Consider the following 13536-nt stretch of genomic DNA (forward strand, 5'->3'; position numbering starts at 1 on the left):
TCGTAGAATGCGGATGAACTCGGCGCGTGGCGTTCTGAGCGGAGTGATCCTTGCCGCGGCCCTGGCCGGCTGCGTGACGGTTGGAGATCAGAGGCACCTGAAGCCGGTGCCGCCGAAGCTCGTCGCCAGCATGCAGGCGAAGGGGATGACGGTCGCCGACCCCATCGTCATCCGGGTATTCAAGGAGGCGGAGCTGGAGGTCTGGAAGCGCGACGCGTCCGGCCAGTACGGGCTTCTCAAGACCTACCCGGTCTGCCGCTGGTCCGGTCAGCTCGGGCCGAAGATGCAGGAGGGCGACCGGCAGACGCCGGAGGGGTTCTACACGGTACGGGCAGGGCAGATGAACCCGAACTCCGCCTACTATCTCTCCTTTGACCTCGGCTTCCCGAACGAGCTGGACCGGGCCCTCGGCCGGACGGGATCCGCGCTGATGATCCACGGCGCCTGCTCGTCCTCCGGCTGCTTCGCCATGACGGATGACGGCGCCGCCGAGCTCTTTGCCCTGGCACGGGAGGCCATCAGGGGAGGGCAGGAGGGCTTCCAGGTTCAGTCCTTCCCCTTCCGCATGACGCCGGAGAACTTGGCCGAGCACCGCGCCAGCCGGCACATCGCGTTCTGGCGCAACCTGAAGGAGGGCTCGGATCACTTCGAGGCGACCCGCAGGCCTCCGAAGGTTGCGAGCTGCGGCAGGCGCTACGTGTTCAATGCCAGCCCGAGCGGTCCCGGTGCGCGGTTCGATGCCCAGGCTGCCTGCCCCGCCTACACGGTCGAGGCAGGGGCCGCCATGATGGTGGCTGCGAAGCAGGCGAGGGACGAAACGCGGGTCAGGGAGATCGTGGCCTCGGGCCGCGCAGCCGTCTCCTACACCTATCTCGACGGATCGATGCATCCTTCGTTCCGGGAGATCCTGCGCCGCTCCGGACCGGCGCGGCTTCAGGCCCTGACATCGGGGGCGGTGGAGGCGGCCCTGGCCGAACCAAAAGTCACGCCAACCGGAACACTGTCCGCAGCGTCGGTGCCGTTTTGATTGCGAGGCCCGGATACCCGGGTTGGCCGCATCGGGTCCGTGCGGGACCAGGCATTCCAGGTTGCGATAGCGTCCTCACTGGACTGGACCGTCCGACTGCCCCGCCGACCCATGCTGGCATCGCACATTGCCTGGCTTGTCACCCGGCAGCGCTGCATGGGGATGCGATAACGGCGAAGCGCGGCGCTCCTGCGGGAGAGGGGCGCGTCCTCAGGATTCGAGCGTTTGACCTCTGCCTTCGGCGGGCCCGCGCCTGAGCATCATGGGCCGGGCACCTGATCCAGACGATGCTCCGGCATCCCATAGGCATCCGGGATGACACGGTCCGCAGATCGGGTCAAAGACAGGGAAACGAGGCGCCAATGATCGCTTTCAAGCCCGCTGCGCGGCGCGGAGAGCTTGTTGCCCCCTATTAGGATTACCCTGGGAGCCACTGGTCCCGATGTCGTCGAAATCGCCGCGAAGGGCCTTGAGCGCGAACCGTTCGTGGTTGATCTCCGATGCGGTGCGGTATTTGAGGCGGCGAAAGATGGGAACGGGCGGGCACCAGCCCTGGAGTGCATGCTGAACCATGAACCCGGTCGCTGCGGCGGAGAACAGGTACCAGCGTCGGTCGACAAAGGCCCCAAGCGCGATGCCGATCAGGTTCACGATCGCGAAATTCGCTTGCAGCGTACGCTCGATATCCCACTCCTGCTCCAACTGCCGGATGCCATCATCGATGTCCTCGGGGCGAGCGACGGCACGACGAGCGAAGCTTCCGGCCGTGACGTGATCGATCTCCACGTTTATGGGCTCGGCGGTCTTCGCCTGAACACGGGTGGCGGTGTTTGGAAGCATGGGCATCTCCAGTCCATCGAATTCGCGTCCGTCGGCCAGGGACGACGTGCACTGCGTCCTTCAGGGTGCGTGGGGCCGGGCTGCCTCAAAAGCCTCCCAGAGGCGGCTTTCCCCTGCTTGGCCGCCCTTTCGCACACGTTCGAAATCGCCCCGCAGGGCCTTGAGCGCGTATCGCTCCGCAGCGATCTCCCCTTGCGTCCGCAGACCGAGTCGACGGAACAGGGACAGTAAAGGGTAGGCCCCATTCAAGTTGTGCAACAGCAGCATCGCGCTGGCGAAGACCGGCAGGAGGAACCATCGGCGGTCGACCGCCCACCCGAGGCCAAGGCCCAGGAGGATCGTGCTTGCCGCCTCGGTTTCGATCGCCCGCTCCACGTCCCATTCGGCATCCAGTTCTCGCAAGCGCTGCTCGATCTCGTGAGGATGCACGGCATAGTAGGCCAGCCGGGCTTCTGCCTCGGATTGCAGCCTCGCATTGACGGCGGGAGACGTGTGCTCGGGAACGCGCCTGACTGTGGATGCGACCATAAGATTACTCGCTCTGATTGCCGTTGGAGGTCCGCAAGACCCCGATGCGAAGCGTCGGATGCGGTCTCAACTCTCCCCTGCGCGGGCACAGGTATCGATCCCGGCCGCCGCGTTGAGTGGACAGTACTGGGTTGCTGCCGTGATCAGGGCTATGGAGCCGGCGCCGATCAGGGCCGCCCGCCACATGCCGTCCATGGAGGACGCAAGGCCTGCCGACACGAGCGCAGTGCCAAGTCCTGCGCGTACTACACGGTCGACCCCGCCGACATTGCATTCCATAGCCGTCTCCTCATGATGCCCTCCCAAGAACGCCGGAACGGTGCCATTGGTTCTTCGTCACAGCACCCCCTCGTAAGCGTTGCGCGATGAAAGCCCCTGCGAAACATTTCGGCCGGGGTGACTGTTGACATGCCGTGGGCGGAACCGCTTTCCGGTCGGGGTGAACAGTGACACGTGCTGAAACCAGTCGCGGCTACCGATGGTCGGGCTATCTGCTGGGCTTTGCGCTCGGGGCCCCGGGAGGATGGCGGGAACCGAGCATCCCGTCCGTCGACAGCAATCCGGTCGATCGCCGCGCTCCTGGTCACCGGTGCCGGAGCCTTGGCCTTGTGGCCGCCGCAGGGCAACGAGTTCACCACAGTGCTGTTCGCCCCCGGAACCAGCCAGGGGCACATCTTCGAGGCCATCGCCGCGGTTGACGGGGAACTGGTGTGGGCCGACGGAAGCGGCGAGCTCGTGGTGGTCCGGATGCCGGAGGAGCAATCAGGTCTGACGCTGTTCCGAAGGGGCGCCATCCTCGTGAGCGGGGCCGGGCTCCCGCCGGGTTGCTTCAACTATGTGAAGACCTGATTCCCTTAAGCTCAGACGAGGTTGAGGCTTTTCACCAGCATGTAGATCGCCACGACGAAGATCAGGCCGGCGAACACCGTGTTCAGCGCGCCTTTCCTGCCCGCGAGCAGCTTGGCGGAGCGCGTGCCGAGCAGGCCGCCAAAGACGCCGCCGGCAATGAACAACGCCGCCAGGGGCCAGTCGATCAGGTCCGACAGGGCGTAGTTGGACGCCGTGGTCAGCCCGAAGGCCGACACCGCTACCAGGGACGAGCCGACGGCGTTCAGGATCGGCATGCCGGTCGCCATGACCAGCCCTGGCACGATCAGGAAGCCGCCGCCGATGCCGAAGAAGCCGGACAGGGCACCCGTCGCCAGGCCGATGCCGACCAGCTTCGGGAAGTTGTCCCGCGCCAGTCTGACATCCTTGTCGCCTTCGCCGGAGCGCTTGCGCAGCATCAGGGCGCCGACCACCAGCATCAGCACGGCGAACAGCGCGAGCAGCTTCTGCCCGTCCATCATCTTGCCGAGCGTGGAGCCGCCGAACGCGCCGACCACGCCTGAGACGGCAAAGACAAGGGCGCAGCGCCATTTGACGTTGCCGGCCCGGGCATGGCTGCCGAGGTTGGCCAGGGCGTTCACCGCCACCGCGACCGCGCTCGTGCCGATGGCCACGTGCGGGTTGGTCACACCGACCAAGTAGACGAGCAGCGGCACAGCCAGGATCGAGCCGCCCCCGCCCACGAGGCCAAGCGTGAAGCCGACGAGCGAGCCCGAGGCGAGGCCAAGGGCGCTCTGGGTGAGCGACAAATCCATGTTGATCTCCTGCTAGAGCCGCTGCACGGGGTGTTAAATGCGTCAGGCGTGCTTGGGTTGGGCAAAGGCCGACCGGTTCCAGGGGGCCTTCCTGAGGATCCGGACCATGCCGCAGAACCCGGTGATCCCCGCCATCGTCAGGCCGGCGCCGACAAAGGCTGGGATGATGAAGAACCATTGTGAGACGAGCAGGCCCAGCATCGTGCCGAGGAAGGCCATGCTGCCGGCGCCGATCTGCACCTGGCGCTGCAACTCGAGCGGCTGGCGGCGGTCAACGACCGTTGGCAGGCCGGCCTTCTTCCAGGCGTCAATCCCGCCCTCCAGAATAAAGGCCTCCGCCGTGCTGCCGACCTTGGTCGCGAGACGCGAGGCGTTGCCTTGGGTCCGTGCACCGCTCTTGCAATGGAAGATCACTGGCTGGCCTTCGGGAAGGGCACGGCCGGCTTGGTCCAGCCGGGACAGGGACAGCAGCTTGGCGCCGCGGATGTTCTCCCGGGCATGCTCGTCGGCCTCGCGGATATCAACGAGAAGGGCACCCTGGTCGAGCAGGCGCTTGGCTTCGATGGGGCTGAGGGTGGCAAGCGACATGGTGGATCTCCGATGTGGGGCAGCCCTGGAGGCAGCTCCCTTTGCATTAGGTATTGCTTATTTAGTTATTACTTATATATCGTCAATACCAACCCCACGCCGAACCACCGAGGAGGTTCAGACCATGTCAGGCCAACCCATCATCCGGGCGTTCTTCGACGAGCCCACCAACACCGTCAGCTACCTGATCGCGGATCCGTCAACCAGGAAGGCGGCGATCATTGACCCTGTCTTCGACTACGACCACAACTCGGGCACGGTCGACACCCGCTCGGTCGAGGCGATGCTCAAGGCGGCCGAGGAGGCGGGCTACACGGTGGAGTGGGCGCTGGAGACCCATGCCCACGCCGACCACCTCTCAGGCGCGCCATACATCAAGGCCAGGACGGGAGCGAAGATCGGCATCGGCGAGCACATCAAGGACGTGCAGAAGATCTTCCGGCCGATCTTCAATGCCACCGACCTCAACCCGGACGGCAGCGACTTCGACCACCTGTTCGCGGACGGCGAGCGCTTCAAGATCGGCGACCTCGACGTGGAGGTGATCCACACGCCCGGGCACACCCCGGCAGACGTGTCCTACAAGGTCGAAGATGCTGTGTTCGTGGGTGACACCATGTTCATGCCGGACTACGGCACGGCCCGCGCCGACTTCCCCGGCGGTGATGCGCATCAGTTGTACCGCTCCATCCGGCGGTTGATGGAACTGCCGCCCCAGACGCGGCTGTTCATGTGCCACGATTACAAGGCGCCTGGGCGCGAAGAGTACGCCTGGGAGACCACGGTCGGCGAGCAGCGGGAGAAAAACGTGCACGTGAGGGAAGGGGTCGCCGAGGAGGAGTTCGTGGCGATGCGCACGGCCCGGGACGCCAAGCTTGCAGCGCCTCGGCTCCTGCTGCCCTCGATCCAGACCAACATACGGGCCGGCAAGTTCCCGCCGGCGGAGGCCAATGGCGTCCGTTACCTGATGATCCCTGTGAGGATGAAGGGCGGCGCGGACATCGGCAGCTAACCCGAGGGCCGGGAACGCAGGGCAGGTGCGGCGCGCCTGTCCTGCCAACGGCCGCGAAGGCCCTCCGCATTTCCTTCTGCAATGTGCCGACCGGGGGTGGCAGTTGCCCCATGGACTCCTCGTCAGCCCCATCGACTTCCATGAGGACGATGCGCCTGTAGGGCACCTAGAGGCTGTTATGGAACGCATCCGTCGTAAGTGCCTGAAATTGCTTGTAGCCCGTGTAGAATCCTGGACTGGATTTGACGGACAGTGTCGGAGCGAGTTGCACTCAACTTCCTCGTGCAGAACGCAATCTGGTCTGACACTGTCTGACGGTCAAATCCTGACTTTTACAATTTGAGGAAGTCCCAGGCTCGTCCTGAGGCCCACCAGATCCGATACCTCGTCTCAGGGGCGGCGGCCAAGGCCGGTCATCAGACGGGCGATCTCGTTCACCAGGCGCTGGCGCTCATCCTCGGAGATGTCCCTGGACAGGCTCGCCTCAATGCAGGCCTTCAGGTGATCGCCCAGCATGTCCGTCTGCACCCGACGCAGCGCGGCAACAACGGCATTGATCTGATCGGCCACGTCGCCACAGTAGCGCCCATCCTGGATCATCTGCTGAAGGCCGCGCACCTGGCCCTCGATGCGCCGCAAGCGCGGAAGCTGACGACTGTGGTCCACGGCGACGCCGCCGTGTTTCTCCTCCTGGTCGGACATGATGCGAAACCTCTTTGTCCGGCAACGCACAAAGGTGGGAGTTGGATCAGGGAACAATACCCTCCCCCAGTATGTTGGCTCGACGACCGGACTACGCCACTTCCGCTTGGTGCGGTCGAACCGAGACAGCAACGTCCCTTATCGAACCAGGGGAGCCATCTCTCGGGAAGCGAAGCCATGAACGAGTCCTGGCGCCGCCCGGCATTTCTCATGCCGAGCCGCAACGACCATTCAACCAAGGTGCTCCTGGGCGCCCTTGCCGGCGCACTCGTCGGAGCCGCCGCTGTCGCCATCTGGGGCAGCAGCACACAGACGGCCCAAGGATCCCGGCGGATCCTCAGCCGGGTCGCCCCATCCCGCAACCGAAGGAGAAAGACCATGCACGCACAGCAGATGATCAGCACCCATCCGCATGTGAAGGGCAACACCAACGACGTTCTCATCCGCTGCATCGAGGAGTGCTACTCCTGTGCCCAGGCCTGCACCTCCTGCGCCGATGCCTGCCTGGGCGAGGACATGGTGCAGCAACTGACCCAGTGCATCCGCCTGAACCTCGACTGCGCCGATGTCTGCGCCGCCACCGGGTCCGTGGCGACCCGCCGAACGGGATCGAACGAGGAGGTGATCCGACGCATGCTGGAGGCCTGCGCCACCGCCTGCCGCCTGTGCGGTGAGGAATGCGAGCGCCATGCCAGCATGCATGAGCATTGCCGCATCTGCGCCGAGTCCTGCCGCCGCTGCGAGCAGGCCTGCCAGGAGGCCCTCCAGAGCATGGCTCAGTAAGCCAAGATCCTACGCGCGGGGTGATTTGCTCAAGTCACCCCGCGACTGCGGGAAACAAGCTCGACCACATCATCAGAGGATAAGCCGATGTTCTTCCGTCAGCGGCAGTTGGCCTATCACGCCAAGCCCGAGAGACCCGATCCAATCTTCGCCAAGCAGCTCCAGGAGGTTTTGGGCGGCCAATGGGGCGAGATGAGCGTCATGATGACCTATCTCTTCCAGGGTTGGAACTGCCGTGGTCCGGAGAAGTACAAGGACATGATCATGGACATCGGCACCGAGGAAATCGGCCATGTCGAGATGCTCGCAACCATGATCGCCCGCCTGCTCGAAACCTCGCCTGTGGAGCAGCAGGAGGACATGGCCAAGAATTCCGTGATCGGCGCAGTGATGGGCGGGGCCCGCGTGGAGGATGCCATCGTCGCCGGCATGAATCCGCAGCACGTCATCGTCTCCGGCTCGGGCTCGCGGCCCACGGACAGCGTCGGGAACTTCTGGACGGCGGGCTTCACCATCGCCAGCGGCAACCTACTGGCGGACTTCCGGTTCAATGTGACGGCGGAGAGTCAGGGACGCCTCCAAGTTGCTCGTCTCTACAACATGACGAACGACACCGGTGTGCGGGACATGCTGTCCTATCTCCTTGCGCGCGACACCATGCACCAGAACCAGTGGCTCGCCGCGATCAAGGAACTGGAGGAGGACGGTCTCGAAATGACGCCTGTTCCGTCGAACTTCCCGCAGAACCTCGAGAAGAGCGAAGTCGCCTATCAGTTCCTGAACCACTCGGAGGGCACGGAAAGTCAGCAGGGCCGCTGGGCCAATGGCCCGTCGCCGGACGGCAAGGGAACTTTCACCTATGTGGATCGCCCGCCGGCCTACACGGACGATGAAGGCCAGCTCAACCCGGTTGACCCCCGCACCTACGGCACGCCGCCAATGCCGGTGCCGCCGGCGGCTGCAAAATAGATAGCCTTTGCCAAAGTGGCGGCTGCTTTCTCCTGCCTGGGCAGTCGCCACCTGAAGTCTGCAACGCTGAAGAATGGAGGTTGAGGGATGCAGTCACCAAAGACGGACGACTTTCGCCTTGAGCGGGGCGATGGGAGCATCATCGTGACCTTTACGCCCGATGGACGGAGCTACACCTTCCCCGTCGATGGAGACCAGATCTTGGAGCCCAACGTCTCGCCCGCTCAAACGAATGCAAGCGACTATGCGGATGATGAGGTCCGCAAGACAGCCGCCGAGTTGGCGAGGCTCGCGCTGAAGGGCGCACCGTGAGTTTGCGGAGGAGGGCCCATGAAAACCTACAAGGTGACCGGAATGACCTGCGGCGGGTGCGGGAAATCCGTCGTCCGGGCCATCAAGCAGCAGTTGGGCGACGACACGGCCGTGGAGGCGGATGCCAAAGCGGGCGAGGTTCGCGTCGACGCCTCGGCGGATCCGCAGATGGTGGTCTTTGCCATCGATGGCGCCGGCTACGCCGTGGAGGAGGTCAGGGACTAGCCCCGTGAACGGACCTCGCGCCGACCGGCGCCAGGGAAGCGAAGGGATTAACAGCAGATGGCTGACAAAAGGAACATGAACGCGCACGACCGGAGGAAAGGCTTGGGCCTGGGCATTGCGGTCGGAGCCCTGGGCGTGCTGGCGGTGCTCGGGATCACTGGCCTGATCGTCGTCTACAGCGGTGCTTACAACGTCGCCGCCACTGAGGAGCATGCCTCCTTCACGCGCTGGGCCTTCGACACCACGTTCCACAACTCCGTCGAGCAGCACGCGGACGACATCACCGTGCCCGGCAACTTCACGCCGGAGATGATCGCGGCGGGAGCGACGGCCTACAAATCGATGTGCCAGCATTGCCATGCCGGGCCGGGTGTCGATCGCGCCGGTTGGGCCAGCGGCATGCGGCCGAGGCCTCCGCATCTGGCCGAGGCGGCGGCCGAGTGGAAGCCGCAGGAGGTGTTCTGGATCGTCAGGCACGGCATCAAGATGTCCGGCATGCCGGCCTTTGGGCCCACGCACGACGAGCAGGCGATCTGGAACATTGCTGCCTTCGTCAAGCAACTGCCGGCCATGACGCCCGAGGAATACGCACGACTCGGCGGCGCGCAGCAAAATGGCGGGTCACATGGCGGTGGCGGTCATCACGGCGGCGCGGCGCAGACCACTGGCGCGGGTGGCGGAGGATCCCAGGGCGGTGCACCCCAGAGCGATGCACCCCAGGCGACCGGCGCACCCAGCAGGACGCAGGGCTCAGCGCCCGCAGGCGCCAGTGGTGCTGCGCACGGCGCGCATCCGCAATGATATCGGAGCAAGTTTCTGATGGGCATGTCCTACTGGCGCTTCGCCGCAATGATCGCGACCTCCACGGTGGTGATGTACGGCCTGATGTACCTGAACACCTATGCCGCGGAGCACGTGTTCTGGAGCGAGACCCGGGCCTGGATGGCTCTTGTCATGGGCGCGACCATGTCGGTGATCATGCTCGCCTTCATGATCGACATGTACAAGAAGATGGCGCTCAATCTCGCCATCTTAGGGGGCTCCATCGCCGTGTTCGCCCTGTCCTTGTGGCTCGTGCGCAGCCAGGCCACAGTAGATGATGTCGAGTACATGAAGGCCATGATCCCGCACCACTCCATTGCCATCATGACAAGCACGCGGTCCCAGATCTCGGACCCCCGCGTGCGCAAGCTTGCCGATGAGATCATCGACGCGCAGGAGCGTGAGATCGCGGAAATGAGGTACCTGATCGACGACCTGGAGGCGCGGGACTGATGCGGGCGCTTTCCTCACAAGGCCGGCAGGTTCGATCGGCCCTCGCGGCAGTGCTCGGCCTCCTCGTGGCCGGGTGCGGCGAAAGCGATGTGCCGGACGATGATCTGAGTGCGATCCGGGCGCCCGAGATCACCCGGATCGTGCCGGCACCGGAAGCGCTTGCCGGCGCTCACATCCCGAGCCTTGATCCCGCCCCGGTGGTCGACGCGGCAATCCAGAAGACGGTAGGGAGCGGACCCCGCTGTGAGTTCCGGTACACGGGTTCAGGAAAGCCGGTACTGGTCATGGCCATGCAGCCGAACGGCATGGCCACGGGCGGAATCGTCAAGCTGAATGGAAGCTTGGTGCCTCTCAGCCCGGCTCCGCCGGCCAGCGCCACTGGACAGGGAAAGAGCCTTCTGCTGGCAGCCGACCGGGTCCGGGTTGCCGTCACCCCTGTAGCCGATGGCGAGGCCGAGGATCGCGAGGGCATGCGGCGCCAGGAGGCAAACCTGATCTTTGAGGTTGGGCAAAGCCTCAGGGTCGGGTACCGCGGCTATCTCGACTGCGGGTCCGGGCCGCTTGCGGCATCGTCGGGGCAGTAAACTGCGCTGCCGGACTGGACCATGATGGCTCAATGGCAATGCCACATCAGGAAGGGACAGGCCTAGTTCATCAGACCCCTACGTCAGAAGCAGCATGAAGACAGACCCGTGAAAGGAGAGATGCTTCAATGACCTCCACGGCCCAACCCCGCCATGCCACGCTCTACCGCATGGTCATGGACAAGCATGTCTGCCCGTATGGCCTGAAGGCCAAGGACCTCCTGCATCGCCAGGGCTTCACGGTCGAGGACAAGTGGTTGACCTCGCGCGAGGCAACCGACGCCTTCAAGGCCGAGCAGGGGGTCCAGACCACGCCGCAGACCTTCATCAACGGTGAGCGCATCGGCGGCTACGACGACCTGCGTCGCCATCTCGGAAAGCCTGTCGCCGACCCGAAGGCCACCACCTACAAGCCTGTTATCGCACTGTTCAGCATGACAGCGTTGATGGCGCTTGCTGTCAGCTATGCTGTTTATGGCACCCCCTTCACGGTGCGTGCGGCCGCCTGGTTCATCGCCTTCAGCATGGCCGTGCTGGCACTCCTGAAGCTCCAGAACGTGGAAAGCTTCGCCACCATGTTCCTGAATTACGACCTGCTGGCGCGGCGGTGGGTGCCTTACTCCTATATCTACCCTTTCGCCGAAGGCTTGGCCGGCGTGCTGATGATCGCTGGTGCGCTGACCTGGCTGTCGGTGCCGGTCTCCCTGTTCATCGGTACGGTGGGTGCCGTGTCGGTGTTCAAGGCAGTCTATATCGACAAGCGCGAGTTGAAGTGCGCCTGCGTCGGCGGGTCGAGCAACGTCCCGCTCGGGTTCGTGTCGTTGACCGAGAACCTGATGATGATTGCTATGGCAGTGTGGATGACACTCGCGACCTTCGGTCTACCGATTGGTCCAGCCCACCCGATGTAGCGCGGGGGCTGCCTCTGGGTCGCGGGTGAGATCGACACACAAGTAACCGTACGGTTGGATCGGTCCGCCAAGTCTTGGACCCGCGTGTATGAGGCTGCGGGTGGAGACAGCCGCTACTCGACTGCCAGTTCGCCCCGGGATAGGTCCACCACGGCCCGGCTTGACGCCCTCCGGGCTTTTCACCTCCCGGGTTACGGATTGCGCACAGTGGCCGCAGGTTATCTCTGACACGCGGTCCCATTCCATGCTTCCTTCCTTTCCAAGTCTTCCGAGATGTCCGGGCAAGAGTTGATTATGCGCTCCGCTCGGGGAGGAGTTCCTGCTGCTGCTGCCCGACGTCGGCCTTGAGGGCGCCGTGCGCATCATCGACCGCATCCGGGACGGCTTTCCTCCGGCGGTCCTGGGGCCGGCGGGCTCGAACCGGCGCTCCGTTCCCGGCACCCGCGCTGCACGGTCCTCGCGATGGTAATGGGTCGCATCGCCGATGAGGACCTTGGCCAGCCCGTCGATCTCCTGCACCACCCTGTCGACCTGGCGGTATTCGGGGCCGCCGATCGGGATGTCGGCCAGCGTCCTCGTGAGGAGGTGGCGGGTCGGGCGCAAGGCCTCCAGCAGCCTGTCGGCAATCTCCCATGTCATGACGCGCCGGGACCGTCTGGAATGACCGTGTCTCATTGGGATCGGAGCCTCCAGGCTGCGCAGGTGTTTGGGTCGGTTGCGGGCAGCGCCGGAAGCATCATGGACGTGCCGGAGCAGGGCGGTCGGCACCCGTTCTTCCGCGGACGTAGCCAAACGACAGCGCCGATGCCAAGCGCGCGATCCGCTGCTCGAGGATCTCCTGCTTGACGAGGAGGACCTTGATGGCGGGTTCTCGGGTCGCCGCCGCAGGCCTCGATCACGGCCGTAACATCAGCTTCCATCTGGTCCGGGTCGCATACGGACTGAACCTGATCGGTCATTGTCACCTCCCTCGAGAGCAGTGACGTTACTGATTGAGGGCGTGCCCTGCCAGGAGAATGTTCTTGCTTTGTTCGTGGCCTGTGGAATCCGGGGAAAGACCGTCAGCCCCGAGAACCGCACCGGCCCCAAAGGCGTTCATGCGGCTGGGTCTCGCTCACGCCATCATCGACATGCGGTCTGGCTCCATCTCCGGCTCCCGCTTGATGGCGGCGAGTTCGGCGAAGCCGTCGAGGTACCGCTCCCTCCGTCGGCCCCGAACAGATCCTCGACGCCGAACTCCATCAGACGGTTCTGCCGGGCGTAGAGGAGGGCGACCTTCTCCACCGTGACCGGGCCAGGCGCATCGCCGTTCGGCAGCACGCCGCCGAGCTGCGCCTGGGCCGCCTTGCCGATGAGAAGGCGCAGGTCATCCCGATCGACCGCAGGTTGCGCCCTCGTCGTGACGTCGATCAAGGTGCCATCGATGAACAGTGTTGCGTTGGAGGCCTTCAGGACACCCGCGCGGGCGAGCTGCGGGTGCAGGATTGCGAGTGCACCTGGAGCGAGCACGTCCCGCTCGTCGAGCGTCTCCCAGATGGCCAGCAATTCCCGGTCTACGGCGGCATTCGGCCTTCCCGGGTCGTATGGCGGACCGCGCGACATCGGATTGCAGCAAGACCTCAAGGAGGGCCATCGATTGGCAGGCGCCGACGAGGCCGCCTTGCGTGCCATGTCAGTCTCCGATCGCCTGGTAGACCCCATTGACTGCGAGGGGGCGGCCACAGGGTTCGTTGTCAGTCGCCCCGACGACGATTTCGCCCCGGCCGGACAGGATCTCGATGCGCTGCCCCCGGGCGAAGCGCCCGGCGAGGATCGTGCTGGTTCCCGGGACGGCCTTCACGCTGCCCTTGGCATCACAGACCACCTTGCTCGCATCCATCGAGTTCGCCGCCACGTAACGGACGCGGTAGCCACCACCCTTGGCGTTGCGGATCTCGATCCAGCACTGGAGGTCCGGGCGGCAGCTCCCACCCCAGTCACCGACGAGGGGATCCCTGGCGGTGGCAGGGGTGGCGGCGAAGATGAGGGCAGCGGCGGCAAGCAGGTTCTTCATGCGGGTTCCTTCCGGGTCGCCCGATTCATAGCCGGCGCGAGGCCAAAAGGGAGCCCCGACGGGAACGGGAACCCGCCGGGGCCG

19 protein-coding genes are annotated in these 13536 nt (G+C 64.8%); 11 read left to right on the plus strand and 8 right to left on the minus strand.

Annotated elements, in window-relative coordinates; all coding sequences use genetic code 11:
- Window positions 1-7 precede the first annotated feature (7 nt).
- Complete coding sequence (locus ACFOYU_RS06010; RefSeq protein ID WP_377032860.1) at window positions 8-1027, plus strand: L,D-transpeptidase family protein; 1020 nt, start codon at window positions 8-10, stop codon at window positions 1025-1027.
- A 372-nt stretch (window positions 1028-1399) separates the two neighbouring features.
- Here the strand turns inward: ACFOYU_RS06010 and ACFOYU_RS06015 are convergent, their stop codons facing one another.
- The 3 genes from ACFOYU_RS06015 to ACFOYU_RS06025 all read right to left on the minus strand — a co-directional run bounded on the left by ACFOYU_RS06015 (window position 1400) and on the right by ACFOYU_RS06025 (window position 2674).
- Window positions 1400-1867 (minus strand): hypothetical protein, encoded by a 468-nt coding sequence (locus ACFOYU_RS06015; protein WP_377032861.1) that lies wholly within the window; start codon window positions 1865-1867, stop codon window positions 1400-1402.
- Window positions 1868-1927: 60 nt separating this feature from the next.
- Window positions 1928-2395 carry a hypothetical protein gene (locus tag ACFOYU_RS06020; protein ID WP_377032862.1) on the minus strand — a complete coding sequence of 156 codons (468 nt, stop codon included), beginning with the start codon at window positions 2393-2395 and terminating at the stop codon, window positions 1928-1930.
- A 66-nt stretch (window positions 2396-2461) separates the two neighbouring features.
- Window positions 2462-2674: a DUF2892 domain-containing protein gene (locus ACFOYU_RS06025; protein ID WP_377032863.1), complete on the minus strand. Its 213-nt coding sequence runs from the start codon at window positions 2672-2674 to the stop codon at window positions 2462-2464.
- Between the two features lie 321 nt (window positions 2675-2995).
- Here ACFOYU_RS06025 and ACFOYU_RS06030 point away from each other — a divergent pair, with 321 nt between their 5' ends.
- Window positions 2996-3244 (plus strand): hypothetical protein, encoded by a 249-nt coding sequence (locus tag ACFOYU_RS06030; RefSeq protein WP_377032864.1) that lies wholly within the window; start codon window positions 2996-2998, stop codon window positions 3242-3244.
- A gap of 11 nt (window positions 3245-3255) precedes the next feature.
- Here ACFOYU_RS06030 and ACFOYU_RS06035 read toward each other — a convergent pair whose 3' ends face one another.
- Together ACFOYU_RS06035 and ACFOYU_RS06040 are read right to left on the minus strand one after the other, a co-directional pair.
- Entirely contained in the window at window positions 3256-4038 is a 783-nt protein-coding gene (locus tag ACFOYU_RS06035; protein ID WP_377032865.1) for a sulfite exporter TauE/SafE family protein, read from the minus strand.
- A gap of 42 nt (window positions 4039-4080) precedes the next feature.
- A complete protein-coding gene (locus ACFOYU_RS06040; protein ID WP_377032866.1) occupies window positions 4081-4626 on the minus strand; it encodes a rhodanese family protein in 546 nt (181 codons plus the stop codon).
- Between the two features lie 124 nt (window positions 4627-4750).
- Here ACFOYU_RS06040 and ACFOYU_RS06045 point away from each other — a divergent pair, with 124 nt between their 5' ends.
- The gene (locus ACFOYU_RS06045) at window positions 4751-5638 is read left to right on the plus strand and encodes an MBL fold metallo-hydrolase (RefSeq protein ID WP_377032867.1); all 888 of its coding nucleotides are present in this window, start codon (window positions 4751-4753) and stop codon (window positions 5636-5638) included.
- A 390-nt stretch (window positions 5639-6028) separates the two neighbouring features.
- Here ACFOYU_RS06045 and ACFOYU_RS06050 read toward each other — a convergent pair whose 3' ends face one another.
- Window positions 6029-6340: a metal-sensitive transcriptional regulator gene (locus ACFOYU_RS06050; protein WP_377032868.1), complete on the minus strand. Its 312-nt coding sequence runs from the start codon at window positions 6338-6340 to the stop codon at window positions 6029-6031.
- Window positions 6341-6718: 378 nt separating this feature from the next.
- On the opposite strand from ACFOYU_RS06050, the gene ACFOYU_RS06055 reads away from it, so the two are divergent.
- The 8 genes from ACFOYU_RS06055 to ACFOYU_RS06090 all read left to right on the plus strand — a co-directional run bounded on the left by ACFOYU_RS06055 (window position 6719) and on the right by ACFOYU_RS06090 (window position 11399).
- Window positions 6719-7123: a four-helix bundle copper-binding protein gene (locus ACFOYU_RS06055; RefSeq protein WP_377032945.1), complete on the plus strand. Its 405-nt coding sequence runs from the start codon at window positions 6719-6721 to the stop codon at window positions 7121-7123.
- Window positions 7124-7210: 87 nt separating this feature from the next.
- Entirely contained in the window at window positions 7211-8092 is an 882-nt protein-coding gene (locus ACFOYU_RS06060) for a manganese catalase family protein (RefSeq protein WP_377032869.1), read from the plus strand.
- A gap of 87 nt (window positions 8093-8179) precedes the next feature.
- Entirely contained in the window at window positions 8180-8404 is a 225-nt protein-coding gene (locus tag ACFOYU_RS06065) for a hypothetical protein (RefSeq protein WP_377032870.1), read from the plus strand.
- An 18-nt stretch (window positions 8405-8422) separates the two neighbouring features.
- On the plus strand, window positions 8423-8629 hold the full coding sequence (locus tag ACFOYU_RS06070; RefSeq protein WP_377032871.1) for a heavy-metal-associated domain-containing protein: 207 nt from the start codon (window positions 8423-8425) through the stop codon (window positions 8627-8629).
- A 57-nt stretch (window positions 8630-8686) separates the two neighbouring features.
- Complete coding sequence (locus tag ACFOYU_RS06075; protein WP_377032872.1) at window positions 8687-9430, plus strand: c-type cytochrome; 744 nt, start codon at window positions 8687-8689, stop codon at window positions 9428-9430.
- An 18-nt stretch (window positions 9431-9448) separates the two neighbouring features.
- A complete protein-coding gene (locus ACFOYU_RS06080; protein WP_377032873.1) occupies window positions 9449-9904 on the plus strand; it encodes a DUF305 domain-containing protein in 456 nt (151 codons plus the stop codon).
- Window positions 9904-10488, plus strand: a complete 585-nt coding sequence (locus ACFOYU_RS06085; RefSeq protein WP_377032874.1) for a DUF6692 family protein — start codon at window positions 9904-9906, stop codon at window positions 10486-10488. Before ACFOYU_RS06080 ends, ACFOYU_RS06085 begins: the two co-directional genes overlap by 1 nt.
- Window positions 10489-10616: 128 nt before the next feature.
- A complete protein-coding gene (locus tag ACFOYU_RS06090) occupies window positions 10617-11399 on the plus strand; it encodes a MauE/DoxX family redox-associated membrane protein (RefSeq protein WP_377032875.1) in 783 nt (260 codons plus the stop codon).
- A gap of 1122 nt (window positions 11400-12521) precedes the next feature.
- Here ACFOYU_RS06090 and ACFOYU_RS06095 read toward each other — a convergent pair.
- On the minus strand, window positions 12522-13001 hold the full coding sequence (locus ACFOYU_RS06095; RefSeq protein ID WP_377032876.1) for a hypothetical protein: 480 nt from the start codon (window positions 12999-13001) through the stop codon (window positions 12522-12524).
- Window positions 13002-13071: 70 nt separating this feature from the next.
- Entirely contained in the window at window positions 13072-13452 is a 381-nt protein-coding gene (locus tag ACFOYU_RS06100) for a hypothetical protein (RefSeq protein ID WP_377032877.1), read from the minus strand.
- Window positions 13453-13536: the final 84 nt, after the last annotated feature.

Origin of the sequence: Microvirga sp. GCM10011540, from assembly GCF_042650665.1 — a bacterium.
Lineage (GTDB): Bacteria > Pseudomonadota > Alphaproteobacteria > Rhizobiales > Beijerinckiaceae > Microvirga > Microvirga lenta.

What these genes read in the sequence shown, in the direction of transcription:
- ACFOYU_RS06010 (WP_377032860.1), top strand. Translation starts at nt 8, where the DNA reads ATGCGGATGAACTCGGCGCGTGGCGTTCTGAGCGGAGTGATCCTTGCC.
- ACFOYU_RS06015 (WP_377032861.1), bottom strand. Translation starts at nt 1,867, where the DNA reads ATGCTTCCAAACACCGCCACCCGTGTTCAGGCGAAGACCGCCGAGCCC.
- ACFOYU_RS06020 (WP_377032862.1), bottom strand. Translation starts at nt 2,395, where the DNA reads ATGGTCGCATCCACAGTCAGGCGCGTTCCCGAGCACACGTCTCCCGCC.
- ACFOYU_RS06025 (WP_377032863.1), bottom strand. Translation starts at nt 2,674, where the DNA reads ATGGAATGCAATGTCGGCGGGGTCGACCGTGTAGTACGCGCAGGACTT.
- ACFOYU_RS06035 (WP_377032865.1), bottom strand. Translation starts at nt 4,038, where the DNA reads ATGGATTTGTCGCTCACCCAGAGCGCCCTTGGCCTCGCCTCGGGCTCG.
- ACFOYU_RS06040 (WP_377032866.1), bottom strand. Translation starts at nt 4,626, where the DNA reads ATGTCGCTTGCCACCCTCAGCCCCATCGAAGCCAAGCGCCTGCTCGAC.
- ACFOYU_RS06045 (WP_377032867.1), top strand. Translation starts at nt 4,751, where the DNA reads ATGTCAGGCCAACCCATCATCCGGGCGTTCTTCGACGAGCCCACCAAC.
- ACFOYU_RS06050 (WP_377032868.1), bottom strand. Translation starts at nt 6,340, where the DNA reads ATGTCCGACCAGGAGGAGAAACACGGCGGCGTCGCCGTGGACCACAGT.
- ACFOYU_RS06055 (WP_377032945.1), top strand. Translation starts at nt 6,719, where the DNA reads ATGCACGCACAGCAGATGATCAGCACCCATCCGCATGTGAAGGGCAAC.
- ACFOYU_RS06060 (WP_377032869.1), top strand. Translation starts at nt 7,211, where the DNA reads ATGTTCTTCCGTCAGCGGCAGTTGGCCTATCACGCCAAGCCCGAGAGA.
- ACFOYU_RS06065 (WP_377032870.1), top strand. Translation starts at nt 8,180, where the DNA reads ATGCAGTCACCAAAGACGGACGACTTTCGCCTTGAGCGGGGCGATGGG.
- ACFOYU_RS06070 (WP_377032871.1), top strand. Translation starts at nt 8,423, where the DNA reads ATGAAAACCTACAAGGTGACCGGAATGACCTGCGGCGGGTGCGGGAAA.
- ACFOYU_RS06075 (WP_377032872.1), top strand. Translation starts at nt 8,687, where the DNA reads ATGGCTGACAAAAGGAACATGAACGCGCACGACCGGAGGAAAGGCTTG.
- ACFOYU_RS06080 (WP_377032873.1), top strand. Translation starts at nt 9,449, where the DNA reads ATGGGCATGTCCTACTGGCGCTTCGCCGCAATGATCGCGACCTCCACG.
- ACFOYU_RS06085 (WP_377032874.1), top strand. Translation starts at nt 9,904, where the DNA reads ATGCGGGCGCTTTCCTCACAAGGCCGGCAGGTTCGATCGGCCCTCGCG.
- ACFOYU_RS06090 (WP_377032875.1), top strand. Translation starts at nt 10,617, where the DNA reads ATGACCTCCACGGCCCAACCCCGCCATGCCACGCTCTACCGCATGGTC.
- ACFOYU_RS06095 (WP_377032876.1), bottom strand. Translation starts at nt 13,001, where the DNA reads ATGTCGCGCGGTCCGCCATACGACCCGGGAAGGCCGAATGCCGCCGTA.
- ACFOYU_RS06100 (WP_377032877.1), bottom strand. Translation starts at nt 13,452, where the DNA reads ATGAAGAACCTGCTTGCCGCCGCTGCCCTCATCTTCGCCGCCACCCCT.